This is a genomic window from Niastella sp. sgz303648 (genome assembly GCF_059587045.1).
On the sequence record NZ_JCAPSW010000006.1, the window covers coordinates 170,114 to 196,042 of the forward strand.

The following is a 25,929-nucleotide window of genomic DNA, read 5'->3' on the forward strand; positions in this document are numbered from 1 at the left end:
GAAGTATAAGAACTTCAACATTTGTCATTTACCATTCGATATTCGATATTTCTGAATGATTTTATCACAGGCCTTATCAACCATTTCAAATACTTCGTGGTAGCCGGGTTCAGTTCCATAAAAGGGGTCGGGCACATCCATATTTTTACCCGGGTACAGTTCGTTCATCAGCAGATCGACTTTCGAAGGATCAAATTCCTTTTTGGCGATAAGCTGCATTTCTTCCACCACATCTTCGGCCATTGCGTATATTTTGTCGAACCGGTTAAAATCGGCGGCTGCAAAACGGCGGGCCCGTTGTTTACTGATGTCGATGCCATGCAGTAAAGCCACTTTTTGAGATAGCCGGTGAGGCGCTTCTCCTATATGATATCCGTTGGTGCCGGCGCTGTCGATCGTCCACAATAAACCTTCTTTTAATGCCTTGTGCTGCAAAATGCCTTCGGCGAGGGGGCTTCGGCAAATATTACCCAGGCAAACCATTAAAATTTTCATAGGCGGCAAAGATAGTTTTTGTTTGTGGTTTGGGGTTTGCGGTTTGTGGTTCGATTTCCGGTCTGTAGAAGGCAATCTAAACGACTGGCATTTTAAAGCGCGAAGCAACAACAAACTACAAACCACAAACCTCAAACTAATTTATGGAATCCTTCTCTCTTAGCATCTCATAATCAACCTGCGCAGGTTCATTTTTGATGGATTCATCACCATACCATAACCAATTATTCGGGGTTTGTTTTGCTGTGGAGCACCCGACGATAATCACTAAATCATACTATCATGATGAAGCCCGAAATGATTCTGTCGAGCGACCTGCTTGATATATTATTTGAAGACCGGAATAAAGACTACGGCGCCTATCAGCTGCGCAAACAATATCACCGGCGTTTACTGATTGCGTTAGGCAGCATTCCGGTATTGGTGGGTTTGTTTTTCTGGATAAATTATCTGAATAAAACCCTGCGGTCTGAAACAATAGCAGGGTTGCCGTTGAACAAAGATGTGGTGATTCAACAGATAGAAATTGATAAGCCTTTGCCTAAACCGCCCGAAGCGCCTAAGCAAAAGCAGATTGCTACTATAAAAAATACCAGCCCGGTCATTGTACAGCAGGAAGTTGCAGCCGATCCGCCGCCAACGGTAGATGAACTGGACAATGATAACCGTGCCATTTCAAATGCCACCCGTGAAGGCGAGCCCCCTGTTTCGGTAACATCGCCCCCAACCGGTGAGGTGGGGGGAACCGGAGATAAGCCGGCTGCGGAACCTGCTCCGGAACCCGAAAAAGTGGTATCCGTTGCCGAAGTGATGCCTGAATACCCGGGTGGGGTAGACGCACTTCGACGGTTTTTGGGCCGCAACCTGCGGGTGCCTGAAAATGTTATAGAACCGGGGCAACGGGTGAAAGTGCCGGTTCGTTTTATAGTGAATAAGAACGGTGAGTTATCGGATGTGGAATTTCTGGTACAGGCCGACGAAGTGCTGAAACAGGAAGTATTACGGGTAATGCATAAAATGCCGAAATGGAAACCCGGTTTGCAAAACGGTAAAAATGTAGCGGTTTTCTTTTCGATACCCATTGTTTTTGAAGTGAGTGAATAAGCCAGTAAAGTCCAAAAGTCCGGAAGTAGGAAAGAATCCTAACACCGGAAAAAGCTTCTTCCTGACTTTCAATCTTTCCGTCTTTCGGACTTCCGGACTTTCAGACTTTTTTGGATTTCAGTATAGTGTTTATTTCTTATCTTGCCCGAACCCTAAATAAAGTACATGGCATCGGAATTAGAGGATAAAAAAAACAAGGCTTACGTTAACAGAAGAGCTATAATGGATCTTGGAATGGGCATTATATATGCCGGGGTAGGTGGTTTCTTTGTAGTGACAGGTTTGATGGGCATTGAAATGGAATTTCCCCCCAAACCATTCTCCTACATATTCGGTGCTCTATGTTTGTTGTACGGCGGTTTTAGGATTTATCGCGGCATTAAGAGAAACTATTATCGGTAAAGCAATTAATTATTCAGGCTGTTCGAATCCAGTATTAAATTTTGATTAAACCAATAAGGAAATTAATACCTGATTTTATTCGGCCTTTGAAAAAACATAGAAGTATTCAGATGAAATGGATAGGGCTTAATCAACCGGTTGTAAGGGTATTGGTAGCGATTGTTGCAGCGAGCTTATTTTTAAATGCATGTAGCTCAGGACCCACACAACCCCGCGAAACCACAACCAGTGGAACCATTCGCATAAGCGTAGATGAATCGTTTAAACCGGTTATCGACTCGCAGATTAAAGTATTTGAATCACAGCATCCCGATGCGCATATTATAGTTCAATATAAACCCGAAGCTGATTGTTTGCGCGACCTGAATGTGGACAGCATTCGCATGGTAATTGTAACGAGGGGTTTAAGTGAATCAGAGGAAAAAACACTAACCAATAAATTATCATTTAAGCCCATATATGGGGCGATTGCCTTTGACGCCATTGCTGCAATTGTAAATAACGAGGTAAAAGATACCTCATTTACCATGCAGGATATTCGCTCAATGGTAAAAGGAACCAGTGGATACAAATACAAAGTATTGCTTGATGGAAAATCGGCTACCAGTACCGTTCGGTTTGTGATCGATTCCTTATTGAAGGGGCAGCCACTCAGTTCCAATGTGGTGGCGGCTTCCAATACCGAAGGGGTGATTGAATATGTATCGAAAAATAAGGATGCGATTGGTTTACTGGGCGTTAGCTGGATCGGTAATAGAGACGATACCACCCAGCTGAGTTTCTTAAAAAAAGTTAAAATTGCGCACATCGAATGCCGCGGCTGTGATGGCACATATGTTGACCCGGTTCAATACAACATCGCCTACGACCGGTATCCCATGATTCGACCTTTATACTACATATTAAAGGAAAATTATGACGGGCTTGGCAACGGATTTGCTAATTTTCTTATCTACGAAAAGGGGCAAAAGATTTTTTACAGGGCATATCTGCTACCTGCCAGAATGAGCTTTGAGCAGCGTAACATGCAGATATCCAAATAAAATGCGGATTCCTAATTCATTATAAAACTTAAAAAAATAGCAACTTACAATGAGCAAGCGATTCATCAGTTTTGTAACCATGGTTGTACTGGGTAGCAATGTGCTATTTGCCCAGAGTGTGGAACAGGGAAGGAAGTTCTTTTATTACGAACGCTTTAAAAGTGCCAGAGAGAATTTTGAAAAAGTGCTGGCAGCGAATCCGAATAATATAGATGCAACATACTGGCTCGGTCAAACCATGCTTGAGCAGAAAGATTCTGTTGCAGCTAAAAATTTATATCAGAAATTTCTTACGCAAAATGGCAATGCTCCTTTGATAATTGTTGGTGCAGGAGAGCTTGAACTGCGTGAAGGAAAAACCAACGATGCCCGCCAGCGTTTTGAAACAGCCATCTCCTTAACCAAAGGAAAAGATATTGAAGTGCTGAATGCTATTGGCCGCGCCAATGTTGATACAAAAGCAGGTGATGCCAGTTATGCCATTGAAAAACTGAACCTGGCCACACAGATCAAAGGATTTAAAGATCCTGAAACTTACCTGATCATGGGTGATGCCTACCGTAAATTAACCGATGGCGGTAATGCAATCACTTCTTATAATAAAGCGCTCGCTCTTGATCCCAAACTGGCCGCTGCAAAACATAAGATCGGTAAAGTATATCTTACCCAAAGAAATACCGACTTTTTTATGCCTGCTTTCGAAGATGCCATTAAACTGGATCCGGCTTATGCGCCCACTTACTTTGAATTATTTTATTACTGGTATTTCAGAGATGTAAATAAAGCCGCTCCCTTATTGGATAGCTATATTGCCAATACCGATCAGGGACCGGATGCTGAATATTTAAAAACCGACTTTTTATATGCCTCGGGCAAACATGCCGAAGCAAAAGAAAAAGCATTGGGTTTAATTAACCAGTTGGGCACCAAAGTAGCTCCCAGAATGTATAAACTGGTGGCTTACGCCTGCGATACCCTTAAGGATATAGCCTGCGCCAATAAATACATGACCGATTATTTTGCCAAACAATCGCCCGATGATGTTTTGGCCGCTGACTATGAAGAGTTTGCCAGCATCAACGCTAAAACACCGGGCAGTGAAGCACAGGCTTTTGTAAACCTGCAAAAAGCAGTTGATAAAGACACCGTTGTAGAAAACAAAGTAAAATACATTAACAAGGCTGCCGCACTGGCTAAAAAAATGGGCGACCGCAAACAGGAAGCTAATTGGCTGGGTGTTACTATTGCCTTAAAACCCGCTCCTTCGCAAACCGACTATTTCAACTGGGGTATGGCCCATTACCAGGCTGGTAATTACAAAACAGCTGATAGTGTTTTCTGCGGATTATACCAATCGAAATTCCCCGACCAGATCTATGGCTACCTGTGGTGCGCCAAAAGCAAACTGGCTCAGGATACTACCATGACATTAGGACTGGCAGCGCCGGCTTATGAAAAACTGGGAGAAATGGCCATGAAGCTCGATTCTGTGAAATTCAAATCACAGGCAACCAGTGCCTGGACTTTGCTGACCACCTATTATAATGACGTTAAAAAAGACAGCAAAACAGCCCTGGCATATGTTGACAGAATTTTACAGGTAGATCCTACCAATGCATTTGCCTTACAGGTGAAACCGATTCTGCAAAAAGCCAGCAGCAAACCTTCTACTCCCGCCCAAAAACCTAAATCGGGCGGTGGCGGCGGAAGCAGCAGTACCAATACGGGAAAATCTGCAACGGCAACAGACGCAAAGAAAAAATAACTGTTTAACAAACAGTAATTGCATCATATTCAATCCCCCCGACCGGTTTTTTATAAAATCGGTCGGGGGGAATTTTATTTTATTGGTTTTGAAGTTGAAAATTACAACCGCTGTCTTATTTTTGCGACTAAACCAAAGCGGGTTATGATTATGTACCTGTTACAAGCCTCCGCCGTTGCCCACGATTCCAATAGTTCCTTCTGGTATCTTCCGATTGCTATTCAGTTAATTTTTGCTATACTTTTTGTGGCGGTAATGATGGGTGTTACCCATTGGCTCGGCCCCAAACGTAAAACAGCCGACAAGCTCGAAACATTTGCCAGCGGTATCAAAAGTCACGGCGACGCACGTCAGCCCATGGCCATTAAGTATTTTCTGGTAGCCATATTATTTGTATTGTTCGATGTGGAAGTGATCTTTTTTTACCCCTATGCGGTGAATTTTAAAGAACTGGGGTGGAGTGGATTTGGCGCCGTTTTAATGTTCATCGGGTTTTTTCTGGCCGGTTTTATATACATTATCAAAAAAGGAGCGTTAAAGTGGGAAGATTAAAAATTAATATGCTAATGTAAAAATATGCTAATGTGCTAATGCTTTTGCACAGCGTAAAGGAACATAATGGTTGTGCGGGGTGTTATACTTTGAAACGTTATCCAATTAGCTAATTAGCAAATTATCAAATTATTATTATGGCACGTCCTGTTCAATATAATATATACGGTCAAACCGATGTGAAACTGGTTAAGGAAGGCCCCGAAGGGTATATGGGCGAAGGATTTTTTGGTACCAGCCTCGATAAAGTAGTGGGGCTGGCCCGTAAAAATTCTATCTGGCCCCTGCCTTTTGCCACCTCCTGCTGCGGAATTGAATTTATGGCAACGATGGGATCGCATTACGACCTGGCCCGCTTTGGGTCGGAGCGCGTAGGTTTTTCGCCCCGTCAGTGCGATTTATTGATGGTTATGGGTACAATTGCCAAAAAAATGGCACCGGTAGTAAAACAGGTATATTTGCAAATGGCAGAACCGCGCTGGGTTTTAGCCATGGGTGCCTGCGCCAGCAGTGGCGGCATCTTTGATACCTACAGCGTATTACAGGGAATCGACCAGATAATACCTGTTGACGTATATGTTCCTGGTTGTCCTCCACGGCCTGAAGCTGTTATCGACGGTATTATCAAAATTCAGGACCTGATAGGAAAAGAAAGCTTGCGCAGAAGAAACAGCGAAAAGTATAAACAATTAATGGAGAGTTACGGAATACAGTAACTAATTTGAAAATTTGAAAATGAGCAAATTTGAAAATGCTCAAAAGACCTGAACAGGTATTTAATTTTCAAATTTTCAGATTCACAAATTTTCAAATTGCAATGTTGACGAACGACTATATTAAACAACGGTTAACAGAAAAGTTTGGCGACCAGGTTCAGCAATTTCAGGAGCCTTATGGGATGCTTACGTTTGAAGCACCCAAAGACCTGAACCTGAAAGTGCTTCAGTTTTTGTACGACGAGGAGGCGCTGGCATTTCGCTTTTTAACCGATCTGCAGGCAGTTCACTATCCTGATAATAAAGGACGCGAACTGGCGGTTGTATACCACCTGCATAGCCTTACCGCTAATGTGCGTATCCGTTTTAAAGTATTTACAGAAATTGAAAAACCCGATGTGTACAGCGCAACCGCCCTGTTTTCGGGCGCAAACTGGATGGAAAGGGAAACCTATGATTTTTACGGGGTCAATTTCATTGGACATCCTAACCTGAAGCGGATATTGAATGTAGATGAAATGGACTACTTTCCTATGCGAAAAGAATTTCCGCTCGAAGAGCAGACCCGTGTTGATAAAGACGATGATATGTTTGGTAGATAATTTGAAAATTTGAAAATGAATTAATTTGAAAATGGAGGCCAATCCGTTTTCGTTAATTTTCAAATTTTCAAATTGAATTATTTTCAAATTAATTTATGAGTGATCATCATATAAAGTTACCCGAAGGCTCAATTGAGAAACAAACCACCACGCTTAATTTAGGACCTACGCATCCTGCCACCCATGGTGTATTTCAGAACATCCTGGAACTGGATGGCGAGCGGATCATATCTGCCGAACAAACCGTAGGCTATATTCACCGTGCGTTTGAAAAAATTGCAGAACGCCGACCCCTGTACCAGATCACCCCACTTACCGACCGGTTAAATTATTGTTCAGCTCCCATTAACAACATGGGCTGGCATTTGACCTGCGAAAAACTGCTTGGTGTAAAAACGCCCAAGCGGGTTGATTATCTGCGTATCATTATAATGGAACTGGCGCGTATATCCGATCACCTCATTTGCAATTCAATTGTAGGGGTTGATACCGGGGCCTATACCGGTTTTTTGTATGTAATGCAGTACCGCGAGCTGATTTACGAAATATACGAAGAAGTATGCGGCTCACGCCTTACTACCAATATCGGGCGCGTTGGCGGTTTTGAAAGGAATTTCACCAACACAGCATTTGAGAAGCTCGAAAAATTCCTGAACGAATATCCCAAAGTGCTCAGGGAATTTGAAAACCTGTTTACCCGCAACCGTATTTTCATGGAGCGTACGATTGGCGTTGGTCCTATCAGCGCCGAAAGAGCCCTGAACTATGGTTTTACCGGGCCTAACCTGCGTGCAGCCGGTGTTGATTACGACGTAAGAGTACATTCTCCATACAGCAGCTACGAAGATTTTGAATTTGAAATACCTGTAGGCAGTACTGGCGATTGCTACGATCGTTACCTGGTAAGGAACGGCGAAATGTGGCAGTCGTTGAGCATTATTGAGCAGGCTTATCGCAAAGTGAAAGAGTTCAAAGGCAAAGAAGCGGAAGTATTTCATGCCGATGTGCCTGAATATTATCTGCCCGAGAAAAAGGATGTTTATACAAAAATGGAAGCGCTGATATGGCACTTCAAAATAATAATGGGTGAGGTTGATATTCCACCGGGAGAAATATATTTTTCGGTAGAAGGAGGAAATGGCGAATTAGGATATTACCTGATCACCGATGGTGGCCGTACACCGTACCGCCTGCACTTCCGCCGGCCTTGTTTTATTTATTACCAGGCTTACGAAGAACTGACCAAAGGAAGCATGCTGAGCGACGCCATTATTACCATGAGTAGTTTGAATTTGATTGCCGGAGAAATGGATGCGTAATAATTTGAAAATTTGAAAATGTGCTAATTTGAAAATGTTAGCACCCTGAGTGTTGAACCTGATTTTAAATTTTCAAATTTTCAAATTCACAAATTTTCAAATTAATTATCAAATTAAATAAAGTGGTTCAATTTTCTGCAGAGAAACTGAGTAAAGTAAACGAGATCATCGCACGTTATCCGGCAGGAAAACAAAAAAGTGCATTGATCCCTGTGCTGCATATAGCCCAGGAAGAATTTGGAGGATGGTTGAGTGCTGAAGCCATGGATTATGTAGCTTCTTTATTGAAACTGGAGCCAATTGAAGTATACGAAGTGGCTACCTTTTATTCGATGTACAATTTAAAACCGGTGGGCAAATATGTGTTTGAAGTTTGCCAAACCGGTCCATGTATGTTGAACGGCAGCGACGACATTATTGATTATATAAAACAAAAACTGGGTATAAAACCCGGTGAAACTACCGCCGACGGTTTGTTCACTTTAAAAACCGTTGAGTGTTTGGGCGCCTGCGGTTATGCTCCCATGATGCAACTGGGCAAGCATTACCGCGAACACCTGACCAAGGAAAAGATCGATGCAATAATTGATGAGTGTGAGAGGAATGCAGTAACGAATAATTAAGCTTAAAGCCGAACGCTTAACGCTGAACGCGGCGTTAAGCATTTTGCGTTAAGCGTTGAGCATATAAAATAATATGGGAAGAAAATTATTATTAGAAAAAGCGCATGTTCAGGGGATCCGGAATTACGATGTGTACCGTCGTGAGGGAGGTTATCGCAGCGTTGAAAAAGCGCTGAAGACCATGAGCCCCGACCAGGTGACCGAAGAAGTTAAGAAAAGTGGTTTGCGCGGTCGTGGTGGTGCAGGGTTTCCTGCGGGTATGAAGTGGAGCTTTCTGGCCAAACCCGAAGGCGTTCCCCGTTACCTGGTATGCAATGCCGATGAATCGGAGCCCGGTACTTTCAAGGACCGTTACCTGATGGAGTTTATTCCGCATTTGCTCGTCGAAGGGTTGATCGTTTCGTCGTATGCGTTAGGTTCGAACAGAACTTATATATATATCCGCGGTGAATACGCGTGGATCGTTGATATTCTTGAGCAGGCGATTGCCGAGGCAAAGAACAATGGCTGGCTGGGTAAAAATATCCTGGGCAGCGGGTTTGATTGTGAAATTTATGTGCAGCGCGGCGCCGGTGCCTATATCTGTGGTGAGGAAACCGCCCTGCTCGAATCGCTCGAAGGTAAAAGAGGCAACCCCCGTATAAAACCACCGTTCCCTGCGGTAAAAGGTTTGTGGGATAGCCCCACTGTGGTAAACAATGTAGAAACCCTGGCAGCCGTAGTGCCTATTTTGAATATCGGCGGCGAAGAATATGCTAAAATCGGCGTGGGTAAATCTACCGGTACCAAACTCCTTTCGGCCTGCGGCAATATTAACAAGCCCGGCGTTTATGAAATAGACATGACCATTTCGGTTGAAGAATTTATATACAGCGATGAATACTGTGGTGGCATAGCCAATGGCAAACGCTTAAAGGCATGTATTCCCGGTGGTTCATCTGTTCCCATTTTGCCGGCCAACCTGTTGCTGAAAACAGCTAAGGGTGAATCGCGCATGATGAACTACGAAAGTTTGGCCGACGGTGGTTTTGCCACCGGCACCATGATGGGGTCAGGCGGATTTATTGTGCTGGATGAAGACCAGTGCGTGGTTCGCCATACGTTAACACTGGCCCGTTTTTATCGCCATGAAAGTTGCGGACAATGTTCGCCCTGCCGCGAAGGAACCGGCTGGATGGAAAAGATTTTAAAGAACATTGAATACGGAAAGGGCAAGAAGAGTGATATTGATCTGTTGTGGGATATTCAACGCAAAATAGAAGGCAATACCATTTGCCCCTTAGGCGATGCAGCCGCCTGGCCGGTAGCAGCAGCTATTCGTCATTTCAGAGATGAGTTTGAATGGCATGTGCAATACCCGAATGCTGCACAAAACAGGAATTATGGATTAGCGCATTATGCAGATCCCTTACCCCTGGCCCCTAAAGGGGTATCATAACCCCCTTATCCCCTAAAGGGGAATCAAAATGGGCGATATGAAGAAAAATACACGACCTTGAAGAAGTAAAAAGGGAAGACGAAGAGAGGCAAAAGCAACTTGAAATGGAGAGATTGAAAGTGGTAAGATTTACAAACGAAAAAGTATTGAAGACCGGAGAAGTTTAATTCAAAAGATATATCTATTAATAACCGAACTTTCTAAGGTTTAATTAAAACGTAGAGAGTTTTTAAAAGCCCCTTTAGGGGTTTGGGGTATGGCTGAAGAAAAAAAATTATTTAAGGTAACTATCGATAACATCACCGTTGAGGTGGAGCCGGGAACAAGCATCCTGAATGCAGCGCGTAAGATAGGAGGAGATGTAACACCGCCTGCAATGTGTTATTATAGCAAGCTGAAAGGCAGTGGTGGTAAATGCCGTACCTGTTTGGTCGAAGTATCGGCAGGCTCTACGGCCGATCCGCGTCCGATGCCCAAGCTGGTTGCCAGCTGCCGTACCAATGTAATGGATGGCATGGTGGTGAAAAATATTACCAGCGAACGCGTACTGGAAGCAAGAAAAGGCGTAGTAGAGTTACTGCTCATCAATCACCCGCTCGATTGCCCTATTTGCGATCAGGCCGGTGAATGTCACCTGCAGGATTTAAGCTTCGAACATGGCGCTGAAGGTACCCGCTACGAATTTTCGCGCCGTACATTCGAAAAGCACGCCCTCGGCCCCTATATACAACTGCACATGACGCGTTGCATTTTGTGCTACCGTTGCGTGTATACGGCCGATCAGCTCACAAACAAACGCGTACACGGCGTATTAGACAGGGGCGATCATGCAGAAATTGCTACCTACATCGAAAAATCGCTTGATAACGACTTTATCGGCAACGTGATCGACGTTTGTCCGGTAGGAGCATTGACCGATAAAACCTTCCGCTTTAAAAACAGGGTATGGTTCCTGAAACCTGAAGATGGGCACCGCAATTGTCCTAAATGTTCGGGCAAGGTAACGCTGTGGTACCGGGGCGATGAGGTATTTCGTGTAACTGCCCGTAAAGATCAGTGGGGCGAAGTGGAAGACTGGATCTGTAATGAATGCCGCTTTGAGAAAAAGAAAACCAGCGACTGGGTTATCGACGGACCAACCAAAGTAAGCCGTCATTCGGTGATCAGTGCTAACCATTATGTTGATGTGAAAAAACCGCATGAAACATTACCCGAAGTTATGGGTGGCCGCCAGCCGCGTTTGCTGATGGACATTCATACAATAAGCGAAGTGAATAAACCCGAAATAGATCTGTCGAAGATAAAAGGACCGGCGCACTCGAATGATTTTAAAAACGGAAGTCAGAAGTAGGATGTCTGAAGTCGGAAGTACGAAGTAAAAGGTTGATAAGTTAAAAAGTTTACAAGTTAACAGGTTTACGGATTGACAGAAACGGAGGCAATTGCCGTTTGCCGATTCACGATTCACGCAATAAAAATTTAAAATGCAATCTGCTTTATTAGCTATTGATCTGTTTTTTGTGATAGAGAAATTAGTGCTAATCATAGGTATAGTTTCTATATCACTGGTTATTGCCATGTACGAAACCTATGCCGAACGTAAAGTAGCGGCTTTTATTCAGGATCGCCGGGGACCCAACCGGGCTGGTCCGTTTGGTTTGTTACAACCGCTGGCCGACGGATTGAAGCTGTTCATGAAAGAAGAGATCATTCCCAATACTTCGAACCGCTTTTTGTTTATTCTGGGCCCTTGTTTGGCCATGCTGGCGGCGATGATGACATCGGCCGTTATTCCCTGGGCCGGCAAGCTGAATGTATTTGGTCGTGAAGTAAACCTGCAGATCGCCGATATTAATATTGGAATTTTATATGTGTTTGGTGTGGTGAGCATGGGTGTGTATGGTATTATGATCGGAGGATGGGCTTCGAACAATAAGTTTTCTCTGATGGCCGCTTTGCGTGGCGCATCGCAGGTAATCAGTTATGAATTGCCGATGGGTTTATCGCTCATCGCCCTGCTGATGCTTACCGGTTCTTTAAAAATGAGTGAGATCGTTGGTCAGCAAATCGACAGCTGGTACAACGTACTATATCAGCCACTGGGCTTTTTTATTTTCCTGGTTTGCGCTTTTGCAGAATGTAACCGTACGCCGTTCGACCTGCCTGAAGCAGAAAACGAGCTGAACTTTGGTTACCACCAGGAATACTCATCCATGAAACTGGGTTTTTACCTGTTTGCAGAATATATTAATATGTTCATCAGCAGCGTGGTAATGGCTACCTTGTTCTGGGGTGGATACGATATTCCGTTTGTGAACGATGCCCATCTTACGCAATCTGTTGGGGTTAACCTGATGGCGCTGTTTCAGGGACTGTCGCTGTTTATAAAAGTGGCGATATTTATTTTTGTGTTCATGTGGGTGCGCTGGACGATTCCGCGCTTCCGCTATGATCAGCTGATGAACCTGGGATGGAAAGGATTGATTCCTTTAAGCCTGATCAACATGGTTGTTACCGCCGCTTTGGTATTATTGAAGGCCAACGGCTGGAAATTTTAATCCCGCGAAAACGCGGGACGTAGACGTGGGAAATTAATTGGAGTATTGAAGGGAGAAAAATACTTTTGCGGTTTTATAGTAGTGAAGATTGTTCAGCAGATTTAAGTTAACTATTTATAATGCAAACATTAACAAGCAGAGCCAAGCCGGTAAGTCGTAAGCCCATGACACTCGTGGAGCGACTCTACGTGTGGAATATTGCAAAGGGCATGATGATTACCCTCGGCCACCTTTTTAAAAAGAAAGCCACCATTAGCTATCCCGAGCAAAAACGCCCGTTTAGCCCGGTATTTCGTGGTTTGCACATCCTCAACCGCGATGAAGAAGGACGCGAGCGTTGCACAGCCTGTGGCTTATGTGCACTGGCTTGTCCGGCCGAAGCCATAACTATGGAAGCTGCCGAGCGTTTGCCGGGTGAAGAAAATTTATATCGCGAAGAAAAATATGCCGCCAAATATGAGATCAACATGCTGCGGTGTATTTTCTGCGGATTATGTGAAGAAGCCTGTCCGAAAGATGCTGTTTATTTAAGCGAAACCTTTGCGCCTTCAAATTATCAGCGTAAAGGATTTATATATGGAAAAGATGATTTATTAATTCCAAACCCCAAAGAAAACCCAGGCGAGTATCAGAAAGCTGTGGGCAACCGGCGAATTAATAAAGAACAGGCCAATTAACCGAACCAACAAGCTGCAATGGATATATCACAAGTATTATTTTATGCTTTAAGTGCGCTGGCACTCGGCAGCGCCATTATGGTAGTGATCAGCCGTAACCCGGTACATAGTGTATTGTGGCTCATCGTCACTTTTTTTGCTATTTCAGGACATTATATTTTAATGAATGCCCAGTTTTTGGGTATTGTGAACCTCATAGTTTATGCAGGTGCCATTATGGTATTGTTCCTGTTTGTGATCATGTTAATGAACCTGAATGTTGAAACAGAGCCGCAAAAAAATAAATGGCTTAAGCTGGCCGGTGTGGTTGCCGGCGGATGTTTACTGCTGGTGCTCGTAGCTGCCCTTAAACAGGCCGAAGTAAAAGGAAAAGTGGCGCTGCTGGGAACCGGCGATATTGGTTTGATACGCAATCTCGGCAAAGCTTTATTCACCGATTATGTAGTGCCTTTTGAAATCAGCAGCGTTCTGTTTTTAAGTGCTATGGTAGGCGCTGTGGTGATCGGCAAAAAATAATGAACAGATGAATAACGAATGTCGAATGATGAAGTAAATACAACTTCGATGTTCAACATTCTACATTTAATATTCGATATTTTATTATGGTAATTGAAAGATATATCTACCTCGCTATTGCCCTTTTTTGTATTGGAATTGTAGGGGTGCTGGCACGTCGCAATGCCATCATTATTTTCATGTGCATTGAGCTGATGCTGAATGCCGTGAACTTATTGCTGGTTGCGTTTTCAAAAATGCATCACCTGGCCGGTGTTGCTAAAAATGCATCGGCGGGTATCGACGGGCAATTATTCGTATTCTTTATTATGGTAGTGGCGGCCGCTGAAGTAAGTGTGGGACTGGCCATTATTGTTATGATGTATCGAAACACCCATTCGGTAGATGTGAATTTTTTAAACAGGCTCAAACATTAAAATGCTAAACGCACAACGCTAAACGCATAACGCATAACGCCAAAAGCAAAATGTTTTTTACTACGCATTCGGCGTTCAGCGTTCAGCATTAAGCGTTCGGCATTCAGCATTAAGCTTAAAAATATGAACGTGTTACAATTAGTTTGGCTGGTTCCCTTTTTTCCGCTGGTTGGCTTCCTGCTCAACGGTTTGTTCAGGAAACAACTGAGTAAACCGCTGATCAGCATCATTGGCTGCGGTATGGTACTGGGTTCCTTTATTGTGAGCATTCTTCTGTTTGCAGAAGTAAAGACTGGTAACACCTATGTTGCCAATTTGTTTGATTTTATCAGCTTCGGAAACCTGTCGATCCCTTTTGCTTTTCAGATCGACCAGCTTTCTTCGTTGTTCTTACTGATCATAACCGGTGTAGGTTTTTTGATACACGTATATTCTGCCGCCTACATGCATGAAGAAAGAAATGAGCATTATGGCCGCTACTTCTGTTACCTGAACCTGTTTGTGTTTTCGATGCTGTTGCTGGTACTGGGCGCCAACTATGTGATCATGTTCATTGGCTGGGAAGGTGTGGGATTATGTTCGTACTTACTCATCGGTTACTGGTTTAAAAATACCGAATACAATAATGCCGCGAAGAAAGCCTTCATCATGAACCGCATTGGTGACTTAGGCTTTTTGATCGCAATCTTCTGGCTCATTGCCAAACTGGGTACTGTGACCTTTAATACACCCGGTCATACCGGTGTTTTTGACCTGTATAGCAAACTCACCAGAACCGATCTTATTGGTATAACGGTGTTGTTGTTTGTAGGCGCTACCGGTAAAAGTGCGCAAATACCATTATACACCTGGTTACCCGATGCCATGGCGGGTCCAACACCTGTATCGGCCCTCATCCATGCTGCTACGATGGTTACTGCCGGTATTTACATGATCGCCCGCAGTAATGTTTTATATACCAAAGCGCCTGAAACGCAAAGTCTGGTGGCTGCCATCGGTTTGGCCACTGCGTTATTTGCTGCTACCATTGCTTTAAAACAGAACGATATTAAAAAGGTGCTGGCTTACAGTACCGTAAGCCAGTTGGGTTATATGTTCCTGGGTTTGGGAGTAGGGGCTTACACCGGTGCTGTGTTTCATGTTATGACGCATGCCTTTTTTAAAGCTCTGTTGTTCCTCGGCGCCGGTTCTGTAATTCATGCCATGCACCACGAACAGGATATCCGCCGTATGGGTGGATTGAAAAAATATTTACCGGTAACGCATATTACCTTTTTAATTGGCTGTATTGCCATTGCCGGTATTCCTCCTTTCAGCGGTTTCTTTTCAAAAGATGAAATATTATCGGCGGCTTATACCAAAGACCCGATTTATTATTACCTGGGTGTTGCCGGCGCTATGATGACGGCCTTTTATATGTTCCGTTTATATGCCACTACCTTCCTCGGCAGTTTCCGCGGAACGGAAGATCAAAAGCATCATTTGAATGAAAGCCCCGCAGCCATGACTATACCGTTGGTGGTATTAGCCATATTAAGTATTGCCGGCGGCTTTTTGGGTATTCCCGAAGTGCTGATGCCGGATGCACACTGGCTCGAACATTTTCTGGCCCCGGTATTTGAGCCTTCGGCCCGGATAGTACAAGCTGCACATGCAGGTGAGGTTGTTCATCCCGACCATAATACCGAGTACATGCTGATGGGCATTTCGGTTGGACTGGCATTTATTGCATTGATTGTTGCATTGGTACGATACAGCAAAAAGCCCGAATTGAACGAACCAGCCGGCTTTGGCAAAGTGCTGGCCGATAAATGGTATATTGATGAAATTTACAATTTCATCGTTGTAAAGCCCATGCAATGGCTGGCTAAAGTGCTGAATAGTTTTGTTGAAAGAGATCTGATCGATTGGATCGTTAATGGTATTGGCCGTGCCGTGAATTATACCAGCCGCCAGGTTCGCCTGTTGCAAAGCGGACTGGTTGGTAACTATGTGTTGCTGATGGTGCTGAGCATGCTGGTGTTTTTTGTAGTGCAGTTCTTTTTGAAAGGCAAGTAAAGAGTGGTCCCGATAGCTATCGGGTAGGGAAATCTCAAAATCAAAAAATTTCGAAATCAAGAAATCGCAATGATACCTGTTCTGCTGATAGTTATTCCGTTGGTGAGTGGTTTGCTTGCATTCCTGATAAAACAGGAAAAGGGCGTAAAAACCTGGGCGTTATTTTCTTCTTTAGTTACGCTTGTAATAGCTATACTGGGTGTAGCTGTTCTTCATAAAGAATCTTACCTGCAAACGCAGGTGGCCTGGTTGCCCGAGTTGGGCAGCAGCTTTTCAGTTACCATGGATGGCATGAGCAAACTATTGTGTTTGCTTACAGGTGTTGCCTTTCCCGGTATTTTTATCGCTACCTGGAATACCAGTTATAAAAATGTGCATCAGTTTTATGCCCTGATGTTGTTGATGCAAACCGGTTTACTCGGTGTGTTTGTTGCATCGGATGCACTGTTGTTTTACTTCTTCTGGGAACTGGCATTGATACCCGCTTACTTTCTGTGTTCAATTTGGGGTGGGGAAAGAAGAATTGCTGTTACTTTTAAATTTTTCATATACACGTTTGTAGGCTCCCTGTTAATGCTGGTGGGCATCATCTGGGTATATTATCATACCGGCGACCATTCATTTGCCATGACCTCTTTTTACAAGGTGAACCTGCCGGGTAATCAACAGGGCTGGCTGTTTTGGTTGTTCTTTCTGGCCTTTGCTATTAAAATGCCCATATTTCCTTTTCATACATGGCAGCCCGATACCTACGAACAATCGCCTACTGCGGTAACTATGGTACTGAGCGGTGTGATGGTTAAAATGGGTGTGTTCGGCATATTGCGTTGGCTGGCGCCCGTATTACCCATTGGCGTTTGGGCCTGGGGCGATACTGCTGCTACCTTATGTGTGATAGGAATGATCTATGCATCGCTGGTGGCCATGCAGCAGGATGATATGAAACGCCTGATTGCCTATTCATCTATTGCCCACATGGGTTTGATGGGGCTCGCTATTTTTGTTACTTCATCGGTAGGTATACAGGGCGTGATGGTGCAAATGTTCAATCACGGTATTAATATAATCGGCATGTGGATAGTGGTTGAGCTGATCGAACGCCAGTTTCATACGCGTAAAATGTCGGAACTGGGCGGGCTGGCACAGCAGGCGCCTTCACTGGCCATTATGCTGGTGGTAGTGGCATTGGCCAACGTGGCCTTACCGCTTACCAATGCATTCATTGGCGAGTTCATGATGTTCAACGGTGTGTTCGGATCAAAGTCAAGTAACTATCATTATATTTTCATGGTAGTGGGTGGTATCAGCATCATTTTGTCGGCCATTTATACCCTGAACATGATTCAGAAAGTATTTTTTGGCAATACCAATACGTTAACAGCCGGCGCGAAAGATATCCGGTTAAACGAAAAACTGGTATTGGCTGCACTGCTCATTGGCATTGTAGTAATGGGTGTATATCCCAAACCTATGATAGAAGCAACCCGCCATGCGGTGGATGCTATTTACTCGAAAATGTTTGTCAAATTACCATAAGCGAACGTATAGAATTGAATTATGAATGCAATTGTAATTTCGGCTGTTCTTGGTGTAGTGATGATGTTTAGTGGTGTGTTCACGAATAATAAAACCGCTATTCGCACAGTAGCTGTTATTGGTTTATTGTTCTTAACCATAGCGAATGTGATGGATTTGGGGGGGTATCATTTTTTTAACGTGAATGTTAAAAATATGCTGGTCTTTGAAGTGTTTGGTTTGTTGTTCAATACCATAGCATTTGCCAGCACCTGGATATACTTTTTGTTATCGGGCCGCGAAATGGACCGTGTGGGTGTAAACGTAGCCGAATACTATGCACTGATATTTTTTGTATTGTGCGGTATTGCCATTGCATCTACTTTCAATTCGTTGCTGATGCTGTTCTTAGGTATAGAAATCATTTCTATTCCTTTATACATTTTAACAGGCAGCGACAAACGTAACCTGAAGAGCAACGAAGCTTCGCTGAAATATTTTTTAATGGGTGCTTTTTCTACCGGTCTTATGCTGATGGGTATCACCCTCATCTACGGCGTAAAAGGTAGTTTTGATATGGATGTGATTCGCATGGGCGCTACCACATTAACACCTATGATGGCAGCCGGATTATTGCTGCTGTTGTTTTCAATGGCGTTTAAAGTATCGGCCGCACCTTTTCACTTTTGGACGCCCGATGTATACGACGGGTCGCCTACCGTATTTACTTCTTTTATGGCAACCATTGTAAAGGCAGCTGTGTTTATTGCCTTTATCCGTTTGTTCGAAGGTTGCTTTGGCGACATGCACCGCCAGTGGCAATTGCTGGTGGCCATTATTACTGCCGCTACTTTGTTTATCGGAAATATCACCGCCGTGTTTCAGCAGAGCGTTAAAAGAATGCTGGCCTATTCGAGTATTGCACAGGCCGGCTTTATGCTGTTTGCCCTGGTTGCGATGAACAACACGGCCAAAGAAGGATTGATTTTTTATACAGCGGCTTATAGCCTTGCTACCATCGGCATTTTTGCCGTGCTGCTGAAAATGAAAGATTATACGTTCGAAGGCTTTAACGGACTGGCCAAACGCCAACCCGTGCTGGCTGCTACCAATACCATATTTCTGCTGTCACTGGCCGGTATTCCTGCAACCGCCGGTTTCTGGGCCAAATTCTATATGTTATCTGCCGCCATTAACGAAGGCCATGTATTGTGGTTGGTGATTGTTGGGGTGCTGTGTGCGGCCATCAGCGTTTATTATTACTTCCGCGTTATACAGGCCATGTATTTTAAAGACGGCGAGCCGCAGGAAATTGAAACTTCTGCCGGCTTTAAAGGATTGCTCATTTGCATTGCTGCGGTGGTAATTCTGCTCGGCATCTTCCCGCAATGGCTGATCAATCAGTTGTATTCGTTTTTTTATCTATAATTGAAAAACTCTTTCAGTCCGTCGGCAGACGGGCTGCTTTAAATACGCTATTACGCCCCGGATTACCCGGGGCTCTTTATTTTATACCATAACTCCTTCACCATCCATCCATCTTTTGGTGTGTCGCCCGTAATATTTCTTACATTAGTCGTACCAATTCAGTATGACACTTCGCGACACCCTTTCGCTGTCTTTTCGTACGGTACGCAGCAATAAGTTACGTACGGGTATTACCGTGGCCATCATTGCCCTCGGTATTACCGCCCTTATCGGCATCAATACCGCTATTGCGGCCATCAAACAAAAGTTTGTCGAAAGCTTTTCTTCCATGGGCGCTACCGGTTTTACCATCCGCTACCAGGAACCCCGGCGATTTTTCAGGAACGAAGAAGTTAAAAAAGAAAAAAGAGGGGCAAAGAAAGAAAAGAAGTCGAACATGGGTAAGCCCGTTACCGAGCGACAGGCCGAAGAATTTAAACAATACTACCATTTCCCTTCACTGGTTAGTATCAACATTCAGGGCGCCCGCGATGCTATCGTTTCTTACGGAAATAAAAAAACGAACCCTACTGTTTGGGTGGCAGGCGGCGATGAGAATTATGTAAACCTCAATGGCTTTTCGATTTTATATGGCCGCGACCTGAATTCGCTTGATATTCAAACCGGTCGTAATGTATGTTTGATTGGAAAAGATGTTGCTGTAAAGTTTTTTGGAGAGAACATGGAACGGCCGATCGATAAAATCATTCGTATCAACAATATTCCTTTTCGTATAGTTGGTACGTTAAAACCGAAAGGATCAACCTTTGGCCGCAGTTTGGATAATTGCATTTTTACATCTTATACAAGCGTTCGCCGTTTTTTTAATTCAAACCCCAATGCATCGTTTAATGTACAGGTAAAAGTGAGTGATATTAAAATGATCGATGGCGCCATTGGCGAAGCAACTGCCATTTTCAGACCCATTCGCAAACTTGCCGTTACCGAATCGGATAATTTTCTGATCGACAAAAGCGACAGCTTTGCCGAAATGCTCATTCGCAACCTGAGCTTTATTACTATTGCAGCCCTGCTCATTGGTGTAATTACGCTGGCAGGCGCGGCCATCGGATTAATGAATATCATGCTGGTGGCCGTTACCGAACGTACCAAGGAAATTGGACTGGTAAAAGCCATTGGTGGTAAAAGAAAGAATGTACGCTACCAGTTTTTATATGAATCGATCATCATCAGCCTGCTGGGCGCCGCCTTTGGCATTGTGCTGGGTATTATTTTAGGAAATGTGGTGGGTATTTTACTGAGCACCAGTTTTGTAATTCCGTGGGATTGGGTGATTACCGGCGTAATTATCTGTTCGCTGGTTGGTTTGCTGGCCGGTTTGTATCCTGCACTGAAAGCGGCGAGACTGAATCCGATTGAGGCTCTGCGTTATGAATAAAACAAGTGGGGCGGTGCTATAACCTGCCGCCTGATAAAAGAAAAAGCCCGAAAGAAAGTTGCCATGCAACTGTCTTTCGGGCTCGCTTATTTTTTGAGCTTTTTATCTCGGATTTAATATTCTGTCTATACGTTCATTCAGATCCTGCAAATGATAACGGCTCATTTTATCGGTGTAAGCAGGTAAGGCTGCGGCAATTTCTGCTTTTAGCGCACGCAGGGTTCCGCGGGCTATTGAAATAATATCGGTTTTCTTTACTTCAACTGCCGGGCCAAAGGAGATCATAATTCCGCCACCTCCGCCAAAAGAGGGCGATGATGCGCTTGAAGCCAATGCACCAAGCCGCTCAACGAATGCCTTTTGCAGGTTGCGCCGGTAGTTGTCGATAGGTTTACGGGTGGGCAATTCGCTCCAGATGCCTTTTTTAAGGTCGTCGATAAATTCATCGAGGTGATAGGCACTGGCATCGCGGTTGGTTGAAGAAATAAGGCGTTGCAAGCGGGGCGTGCTTAACAGGCTGCCCAGCCAGGTATCCTGTAAACTGCTGATGCGATCATCTATCGGGGCATCTATTTTATCAAGAATAGATTTATTCATTAACCAGTTAGGTGTGGTGAACAGGTTCTTTTGCAAAAAGGCAACGGCTTCTTTTTGAAGTGATTTGGGTACAACGGTATAAACTGATCCTTCCTGATCGGTGGTTTTAAAATCGGTATATACACCACCGATATAGGTAACCGCATGGCCCATATACCGGCTGAAGGTGCCAATCACTTCATCGTACACTTCATCGAGCGTTTTATAATTCTCCCCTTTTTCATTTACCCATTTAGGCAACTGGGGCACGATCCATTTCAGATTTTTAATGCCATATTCGTTGGCCTTCATATTGTTGTCGCCCAGGCATTCGGTTTGCGCACGCGGGTCGATATTATCCATATGTAAAAAGCGCAGCCGGGGATCGTTGTAATGACTTTTCACCCAGTCGTTTAAAATGGCTTTTTCTTCTTCTTCAGTTTTGCCGGGCAGCATTTTGTAGCCCCATTCAATACTCCACAGGTCGTAATCGCCAATACGCGGGTACAAACCGGCGGGGCCAATATGGTCTTCAGGTTGCGCCACATAATTAAAGCGGGCATAGTCCATAATAGAAGATGTATGGCCGTGGGCTTCAACCCAGGCTTTATCGCGCAGCTTTTCAACCGGCGTGGCAGACGAAGCGCCCATGTTGTGTGGAAGTCCGAGGGTATGGCCAACCTCATGCGATGATACAAAGCGGATCAGTTCACCCATCAGCGTATCGTCGAAATGAGCTTTGCGGGCGCGTGGATCGCTGGGCGAGGCCTGAATCAGGTACCAGTCGCGCAGCAACTGCATTACATTATGGTACCAGTCGATATGCGACTCCAGAATTTCGCCGCTACGGGGGTCATGAACGTGCGGGCCACGGGCATTGGGTATTTCGGAAGGTTTATATACGATGGCCGAATACCGGGCATCTTCAAGGCTCCAGGTGCTGTCTTCACCGGTGACCGGGGCTCTGCGGGCCACAATAGCGTTTTTAAAACCCGCTTTTTCAAAGGCTTTTTGCCAGTCGTTTACCCCCTGTATAAGGTAGGGTATCCATTTTTCGGGGGTATTGGGGTCAACATAAAAGATGATGGGCTTTTTGGGTTCAACCAGTTCGCCGCGTTTATATTTTTCCATATCCTCATCTTTAGGTTCCAGGCGCCAGCGGGTGATGAGGCTTATATCTTTTACACCTTGCGGATCGGCATCAAAATCGGTATATTCTGTTGTAAAATAAGCTACCCGGTCGTCGTAAAACCTCGGCCGCATGGGGTTTTTGGGTAACAACACCAGGCTGCTGTTCAGCTCAAAGGTAGCATTACCGGCAGGTGCAATAGAGACGCCCGGCATCAGACCGGGAGCTGGCATTTTACTGTATGTTTTAACCGTTTTTATTTCGGTATTGATGGGATAGGTTCTTATATCGGTTATATATGATTTATCAGTTTGCACGCCTCCTAAACGCAATGATGATTTAAAGAAGGATGCAAAAAACAGGATATCGTTATCGCTGTTTATAAAATCGGTAATATCAATTACAACACCGGCGCTGTCTTTCGAAAACGTTTTAATATCAAATGCGGCGGCAATAGGTTGAATATTGGAATTTTGCACCGACTTGAACATGGGCTTTGATGAATCTTTGGCATATACCGAGTACGATATATTACGCAGGAAGATTTTATTATTGGGGCCTTTATCAAATCTTATAACGTTTTCATTGATTTCATCGCCGGCATATCCGAAAAAGCCGGCGCGGGTATTAATAGGGGCTTTTGAAATGCGATTCACTACCAGAATATCTCTGCCTAAAACAGAATCACTGATTTCGAAATACCATTTATCTTCTAACTTATGAACTGTAAAAAGACCTTTGCGGGTTATTGCTTTGTCGGTTATAATCTCTTTATAAGGCTTCGGGCCCAGTGACCGGGGAGGCGCTACCGGCGGGCGTTTTGCAGTGTCAACCGCAAGGGGAGCGGGGGTGGATTTTTTGTTTTGTGCGAAACCGGTTTCGCTGATGCAACATATCAACCCCACAAATAAAATGTACTTTTTCATTTGAATCATACAAACCATTATCAGTAGTTTAATGGATGAAGATAGGGAAAACAAAATGTGTGAGTACCAGACAGCCGGTGCGTTAACTAAAAATGTATAATTGCTTATTCAACAAATACATTGATTTATACATAGCTTGTTTTGTTTCTAATTATGACATATATTGTTGCCGTTTTATTCAATGAAAAGGCCTGTTTTTTAGGCTACCAGTTAAGAAATTTCTTAACTTGTGAACCTTATCAAAAAATTTTCCTGATCAAATTGATCGGGGAAAAAGACTTTTTCCTTAGAATTGTGAGCCCATTTAGAATCTACTGATAGCTTAAAATTTATAAAACACTAAAAAAAAACAATCATGGCTGAAACAAGACCCGTTGCGACTGCAACCGCAGCGAAGAGTAGTACATCCGTTCAACCAAAAAAGAAGAGCAATGCCATTTCATGGGTAGCCCCTGTTATTTGTATTATTGCCGGTTTCTGTATCTGGCGTTTTATTCTCGGCAATCCTAATAATTTCAATCAGCCCGATCTTTCCGGTGGTTTCTGGCCTCAGCATAAAGGACCCAAAGGCGGTCTGGTGAGAATGTATGAAGGTGGTATCATTGTGCCTATTCTTATCGCTACGTTATTAACCGTTATTACTTTCGTTATCGAGCGTTTATTAACTATCAGCAAAGCTACCGGTACAGGTAATATTGCAGAGTTCATTCGTAAAGTACAATATCACCTGGCTAATAAAAATGTTGACCAGGCAATTTCTGAGTGCGATCGTCAGCGTGGCAGTGTTGGTAATGTAATGAAAGCCGGCTTACGCAAGTACAAAGAAATGATTTCAAATACTGAGTTGGATACCGAGCAAAAAGTATTAGCAATTCAAAAAGAGGTAGAAGAAGCTACTGCGCTTGAACTGCCCATGCTCGAGAAAAACCTCGTGTTCCTTTCAACCATTGCCTCTGTTGCAACCCTGTTGGGTCTGTTAGGAACGGTATTAGGTATGATCACTTCATTCGCGGCCCTGTCTGCAGAAGGTGGTGGCGGAGCAGCCGCAGAACTTTCAAGAGGTATCTCTGAGGCCCTGTACAATACCGCATTGGGTATCGGTACATCAGCATTCGCCATCATCATGTATAACATCTTTACCACAAAGATCGACTCAATAACTTATGGTATAGATGAATCTGGTTTTACGTTAACACAAAGCTTCGCATCTCTGTACAAATAAGCGATAATTCCCCAAAATGGGGTGTATTTGCTTTGCAAAAATGTACGGGATGTTTGTGGAAACTGGAAGAAAGTGTATCTAATAACAGAATCAGAAATTATTAAATCATGCCAAAAGTAAAATTGCCGCGCAAGAGTACGTCTGTTGATATGACAGCGATGTGTGATGTGGCGTTCCTGTTGCTTTCTTTCTTCATCTTAACTACCAAATTCAAAGCTCCTGATCAGTTGGCGGTCATTACCCCAAAATCTGTATCTACTAAACCAGTAGACCAAAAAAGAGTGGTACAGATACTTATGGATAAAGATGGTAAAGTATACTTTACTGTCGGTGACGAAAGCGTTAGCGAAAAGCAGGATATAATTGATATGGTAGACCAGCAGAAATCGCTGGGATTAAGCGCCCAGGAAAAAGCAGCTTTTGCGAAAGTCGGCTCATATATCGGGGTTCCTTTTACGCAGTTAAAGTCGTTTTTATCGTTGAACGCCGATCAGCTAAAGAGATTTAGCGCTCCGGGTATTCCTATCGATACGGCTAATAACGAACTGACAATATGGATGAACGCTGCTGTCCGTGCCTTTTCCAGTTCCGGTGACAAAAAAATGAACCTGTTTGTTAAAGGCGATAACAGCGCGAAATACCCATCTTTCAAAGGAGTGATCGACGCATTCAAAAAGAATGAAATATTTAAGTTCTCGATGATCACTGATCCTGAGGGAGTTCCTGAAGGTACCGCCTTGTTCAAAAAGAGACAATCAGGCGGCAAAGAGGAATGATGTTGAGGGTAATAAAATTTTTAACTAAAAAAACAGTGTGACATGGCAGAAATGGATACCTCGTCGAAAGGCGGGGGACATAAAAAAGGGCCTGGCGTTAAGAAAGGGAAAAAACTTTCTACACGCGTTGACCTTACGCCAATGGTGGACTTAGGATTTCTGTTGATAACCTTCTTCATATTCACCACTACCATGAGCCAACCCACTGCTATGAAGCTTTTCCTGCCGAAAGACACGGAAAAGCCCGAAGAGCAGAATAAAGTAAAAGCGTCTGGTGCTTTGACCATTATGCTGGGTAAAGCCAATGGGGTATATTATTACGAAGGTGAATTGTTACCGGATGGTTCGAACTTTAAAATGACCAATTTTAAAGATATCCGCGAAGAGATTATCAATAAAAAGAAAGCTACCAATCCCGAAGACTTTGTAGTGGTGATAAAGCCAGGGCCCGAAGCCACCTACAAAAACACCGTTGATATACTTGATGAAATGACAATCAACGATGTAAAGCGGTATGCAATGGTCGATATCTTTGATACGGAAATTCAGTTAATGAAGGCGACTGAAGCCAGTGCAGGAATAAAATAAAATTTCGTTATGGAATTTTATCTTCGTTGCATCTTAGTTGAGATCGC

General features: G+C 43.8%; 24 protein-coding genes. 22 read left to right on the forward strand and 2 right to left on the reverse strand.

The window, feature by feature from the left end; genetic code table 11:
* Window positions 1-24 precede the first annotated feature (24 nt).
* Window positions 25-495, reverse strand: a complete 471-nt coding sequence (locus AC59IL_RS18950) for a low molecular weight protein-tyrosine-phosphatase (RefSeq protein WP_496553754.1) — start codon at window positions 493-495, stop codon at window positions 25-27.
* A 282-nt stretch (window positions 496-777) separates the two neighbouring features.
* Here AC59IL_RS18950 and AC59IL_RS18955 point away from each other — a divergent pair, with 282 nt between their 5' ends.
* The 19 genes from AC59IL_RS18955 (at window position 778) to AC59IL_RS19045 (ending at window position 20,665) form a co-directional block, all read left to right on the forward strand.
* Window positions 778-1,599, forward strand: a complete 822-nt coding sequence (locus tag AC59IL_RS18955) for an energy transducer TonB (protein WP_496553755.1) — start codon at window positions 778-780, stop codon at window positions 1,597-1,599.
* Between the two features lie 165 nt (window positions 1,600-1,764).
* Window positions 1,765-2,001 carry a hypothetical protein gene (locus tag AC59IL_RS18960; RefSeq protein ID WP_496553756.1) on the forward strand — a complete coding sequence of 79 codons (237 nt, stop codon included), beginning with the start codon at window positions 1,765-1,767 and terminating at the stop codon, window positions 1,999-2,001.
* Between the two features lie 110 nt (window positions 2,002-2,111).
* A complete protein-coding gene (locus AC59IL_RS18965; RefSeq protein ID WP_496553757.1) occupies window positions 2,112-3,044 on the forward strand; it encodes a PstS family phosphate ABC transporter substrate-binding protein in 933 nt (310 codons plus the stop codon).
* Window positions 3,045-3,093: 49 nt separating this feature from the next.
* The gene (locus AC59IL_RS18970) at window positions 3,094-4,809 is read left to right on the forward strand and encodes a tetratricopeptide repeat protein (RefSeq protein ID WP_496553758.1); all 1,716 of its coding nucleotides are present in this window, start codon (window positions 3,094-3,096) and stop codon (window positions 4,807-4,809) included.
* A gap of 144 nt (window positions 4,810-4,953) precedes the next feature.
* A complete protein-coding gene (locus AC59IL_RS18975; RefSeq protein ID WP_496553759.1) occupies window positions 4,954-5,361 on the forward strand; it encodes an NADH-quinone oxidoreductase subunit A in 408 nt (135 codons plus the stop codon).
* A 137-nt stretch (window positions 5,362-5,498) separates the two neighbouring features.
* Window positions 5,499-6,077 (forward strand): NADH-quinone oxidoreductase subunit B, encoded by a 579-nt coding sequence (locus AC59IL_RS18980; RefSeq protein WP_496553760.1) that lies wholly within the window; start codon window positions 5,499-5,501, stop codon window positions 6,075-6,077.
* 101 nt (window positions 6,078-6,178) lie between these two features.
* Window positions 6,179-6,679 carry an NADH-quinone oxidoreductase subunit C gene (locus tag AC59IL_RS18985; RefSeq protein WP_496553761.1) on the forward strand — a complete coding sequence of 167 codons (501 nt, stop codon included), beginning with the start codon at window positions 6,179-6,181 and terminating at the stop codon, window positions 6,677-6,679.
* Window positions 6,680-6,774: 95 nt separating this feature from the next.
* Window positions 6,775-7,998, forward strand: a complete 1,224-nt coding sequence (locus AC59IL_RS18990; protein ID WP_496553762.1) for an NADH-quinone oxidoreductase subunit D — start codon at window positions 6,775-6,777, stop codon at window positions 7,996-7,998.
* 122 nt (window positions 7,999-8,120) lie between these two features.
* Window positions 8,121-8,621 carry an NADH-quinone oxidoreductase subunit NuoE gene (nuoE, locus tag AC59IL_RS18995; protein WP_496553763.1) on the forward strand — a complete coding sequence of 167 codons (501 nt, stop codon included), beginning with the start codon at window positions 8,121-8,123 and terminating at the stop codon, window positions 8,619-8,621.
* Between the two features lie 73 nt (window positions 8,622-8,694).
* Window positions 8,695-10,059, forward strand: coding sequence for an NADH-quinone oxidoreductase subunit NuoF (gene nuoF / locus AC59IL_RS19000; protein ID WP_496553764.1), 1,365 nt, complete (start codon window positions 8,695-8,697; stop codon window positions 10,057-10,059).
* Window positions 10,060-10,315: 256 nt separating this feature from the next.
* Window positions 10,316-11,410: an NADH-quinone oxidoreductase subunit G gene (locus AC59IL_RS19005; RefSeq protein ID WP_496553765.1), complete on the forward strand. Its 1,095-nt coding sequence runs from the start codon at window positions 10,316-10,318 to the stop codon at window positions 11,408-11,410.
* A gap of 133 nt (window positions 11,411-11,543) precedes the next feature.
* On the forward strand, window positions 11,544-12,617 hold the full coding sequence (gene nuoH / locus AC59IL_RS19010) for an NADH-quinone oxidoreductase subunit NuoH (protein ID WP_496553766.1): 1,074 nt from the start codon (window positions 11,544-11,546) through the stop codon (window positions 12,615-12,617).
* Window positions 12,618-12,736: 119 nt separating this feature from the next.
* Window positions 12,737-13,294 carry an NADH-quinone oxidoreductase subunit NuoI gene (gene nuoI, locus AC59IL_RS19015; protein WP_496553767.1) on the forward strand — a complete coding sequence of 186 codons (558 nt, stop codon included), beginning with the start codon at window positions 12,737-12,739 and terminating at the stop codon, window positions 13,292-13,294.
* An 18-nt stretch (window positions 13,295-13,312) separates the two neighbouring features.
* On the forward strand, window positions 13,313-13,810 hold the full coding sequence (locus AC59IL_RS19020) for an NADH-quinone oxidoreductase subunit J family protein (protein ID WP_496553768.1): 498 nt from the start codon (window positions 13,313-13,315) through the stop codon (window positions 13,808-13,810).
* 86 nt (window positions 13,811-13,896) lie between these two features.
* Window positions 13,897-14,226, forward strand: coding sequence for an NADH-quinone oxidoreductase subunit NuoK (nuoK, locus tag AC59IL_RS19025; RefSeq protein WP_496553769.1), 330 nt, complete (start codon window positions 13,897-13,899; stop codon window positions 14,224-14,226).
* Window positions 14,227-14,349: 123 nt separating this feature from the next.
* A complete protein-coding gene (gene nuoL, locus AC59IL_RS19030; RefSeq protein ID WP_496553770.1) occupies window positions 14,350-16,284 on the forward strand; it encodes an NADH-quinone oxidoreductase subunit L in 1,935 nt (644 codons plus the stop codon).
* A gap of 69 nt (window positions 16,285-16,353) precedes the next feature.
* Window positions 16,354-17,820, forward strand: a complete 1,467-nt coding sequence (locus tag AC59IL_RS19035; RefSeq protein WP_496553771.1) for a complex I subunit 4 family protein — start codon at window positions 16,354-16,356, stop codon at window positions 17,818-17,820.
* A 21-nt stretch (window positions 17,821-17,841) separates the two neighbouring features.
* A complete protein-coding gene (locus AC59IL_RS19040) occupies window positions 17,842-19,227 on the forward strand; it encodes an NADH-quinone oxidoreductase subunit N (protein WP_496553772.1) in 1,386 nt (461 codons plus the stop codon).
* Window positions 19,228-19,390: 163 nt separating this feature from the next.
* Window positions 19,391-20,665 (forward strand): ABC transporter permease, encoded by a 1,275-nt coding sequence (locus AC59IL_RS19045; protein ID WP_496553773.1) that lies wholly within the window; start codon window positions 19,391-19,393, stop codon window positions 20,663-20,665.
* A 102-nt stretch (window positions 20,666-20,767) separates the two neighbouring features.
* Here the strand turns inward: AC59IL_RS19045 and AC59IL_RS19050 are convergent, their stop codons facing one another.
* Window positions 20,768-23,296 (reverse strand): zinc-dependent metalloprotease, encoded by a 2,529-nt coding sequence (locus AC59IL_RS19050; protein ID WP_496553774.1) that lies wholly within the window; start codon window positions 23,294-23,296, stop codon window positions 20,768-20,770.
* Between the two features lie 355 nt (window positions 23,297-23,651).
* Here AC59IL_RS19050 and AC59IL_RS19055 point away from each other — a divergent pair, with 355 nt between their 5' ends.
* The 3 genes from AC59IL_RS19055 to AC59IL_RS19065 all read left to right on the forward strand — a co-directional run bounded on the left by AC59IL_RS19055 (window position 23,652) and on the right by AC59IL_RS19065 (window position 25,882).
* Window positions 23,652-24,518, forward strand: a complete 867-nt coding sequence (locus AC59IL_RS19055; RefSeq protein ID WP_496553775.1) for a MotA/TolQ/ExbB proton channel family protein — start codon at window positions 23,652-23,654, stop codon at window positions 24,516-24,518.
* Between the two features lie 107 nt (window positions 24,519-24,625).
* A complete protein-coding gene (locus AC59IL_RS19060) occupies window positions 24,626-25,294 on the forward strand; it encodes an ExbD/TolR family protein (protein WP_496553776.1) in 669 nt (222 codons plus the stop codon).
* A 42-nt stretch (window positions 25,295-25,336) separates the two neighbouring features.
* Window positions 25,337-25,882 carry an ExbD/TolR family protein gene (locus AC59IL_RS19065; protein ID WP_496553777.1) on the forward strand — a complete coding sequence of 182 codons (546 nt, stop codon included), beginning with the start codon at window positions 25,337-25,339 and terminating at the stop codon, window positions 25,880-25,882.
* The last annotated feature ends 47 nt before the right edge of the window (window positions 25,883-25,929 follow it).

Bases quoted from the DNA above. Each gene is read 5' to 3' on its own strand.
- AC59IL_RS19020 (WP_496553768.1), top strand. From the start codon at position 13,313: ATGGATATATCACAAGTATTATTTTATGCTTTAAGTGCGCTGGCACTC.
- AC59IL_RS19060 (WP_496553776.1), top strand. From the start codon at position 24,626: ATGCCAAAAGTAAAATTGCCGCGCAAGAGTACGTCTGTTGATATGACA.
- nuoH (WP_496553766.1), top strand. From the start codon at position 11,544: ATGCAATCTGCTTTATTAGCTATTGATCTGTTTTTTGTGATAGAGAAA.
- AC59IL_RS19040 (WP_496553772.1), top strand. From the start codon at position 17,842: ATGAATGCAATTGTAATTTCGGCTGTTCTTGGTGTAGTGATGATGTTT.
- AC59IL_RS18990 (WP_496553762.1), top strand. From the start codon at position 6,775: ATGAGTGATCATCATATAAAGTTACCCGAAGGCTCAATTGAGAAACAA.
- AC59IL_RS18985 (WP_496553761.1), top strand. From the start codon at position 6,179: ATGTTGACGAACGACTATATTAAACAACGGTTAACAGAAAAGTTTGGC.
- AC59IL_RS18950 (WP_496553754.1), bottom strand. From the start codon at position 495: ATGAAAATTTTAATGGTTTGCCTGGGTAATATTTGCCGAAGCCCCCTC.
- AC59IL_RS19045 (WP_496553773.1), top strand. From the start codon at position 19,391: ATGACACTTCGCGACACCCTTTCGCTGTCTTTTCGTACGGTACGCAGC.
- AC59IL_RS19065 (WP_496553777.1), top strand. From the start codon at position 25,337: ATGGCAGAAATGGATACCTCGTCGAAAGGCGGGGGACATAAAAAAGGG.
- AC59IL_RS18975 (WP_496553759.1), top strand. From the start codon at position 4,954: ATGATTATGTACCTGTTACAAGCCTCCGCCGTTGCCCACGATTCCAAT.
- AC59IL_RS19035 (WP_496553771.1), top strand. From the start codon at position 16,354: ATGATACCTGTTCTGCTGATAGTTATTCCGTTGGTGAGTGGTTTGCTT.
- AC59IL_RS18960 (WP_496553756.1), top strand. From the start codon at position 1,765: ATGGCATCGGAATTAGAGGATAAAAAAAACAAGGCTTACGTTAACAGA.
- nuoK (WP_496553769.1), top strand. From the start codon at position 13,897: ATGGTAATTGAAAGATATATCTACCTCGCTATTGCCCTTTTTTGTATT.
- nuoF (WP_496553764.1), top strand. From the start codon at position 8,695: ATGGGAAGAAAATTATTATTAGAAAAAGCGCATGTTCAGGGGATCCGG.
- nuoL (WP_496553770.1), top strand. From the start codon at position 14,350: ATGAACGTGTTACAATTAGTTTGGCTGGTTCCCTTTTTTCCGCTGGTT.
- AC59IL_RS18965 (WP_496553757.1), top strand. From the start codon at position 2,112: ATGAAATGGATAGGGCTTAATCAACCGGTTGTAAGGGTATTGGTAGCG.
- AC59IL_RS19055 (WP_496553775.1), top strand. From the start codon at position 23,652: ATGGCTGAAACAAGACCCGTTGCGACTGCAACCGCAGCGAAGAGTAGT.
- AC59IL_RS18970 (WP_496553758.1), top strand. From the start codon at position 3,094: ATGAGCAAGCGATTCATCAGTTTTGTAACCATGGTTGTACTGGGTAGC.
- AC59IL_RS19050 (WP_496553774.1), bottom strand. From the start codon at position 23,296: ATGAAAAAGTACATTTTATTTGTGGGGTTGATATGTTGCATCAGCGAA.
- AC59IL_RS18980 (WP_496553760.1), top strand. From the start codon at position 5,499: ATGGCACGTCCTGTTCAATATAATATATACGGTCAAACCGATGTGAAA.
- nuoI (WP_496553767.1), top strand. From the start codon at position 12,737: ATGCAAACATTAACAAGCAGAGCCAAGCCGGTAAGTCGTAAGCCCATG.
- AC59IL_RS18955 (WP_496553755.1), top strand. From the start codon at position 778: ATGATGAAGCCCGAAATGATTCTGTCGAGCGACCTGCTTGATATATTA.
- AC59IL_RS19005 (WP_496553765.1), top strand. From the start codon at position 10,316: ATGGCTGAAGAAAAAAAATTATTTAAGGTAACTATCGATAACATCACC.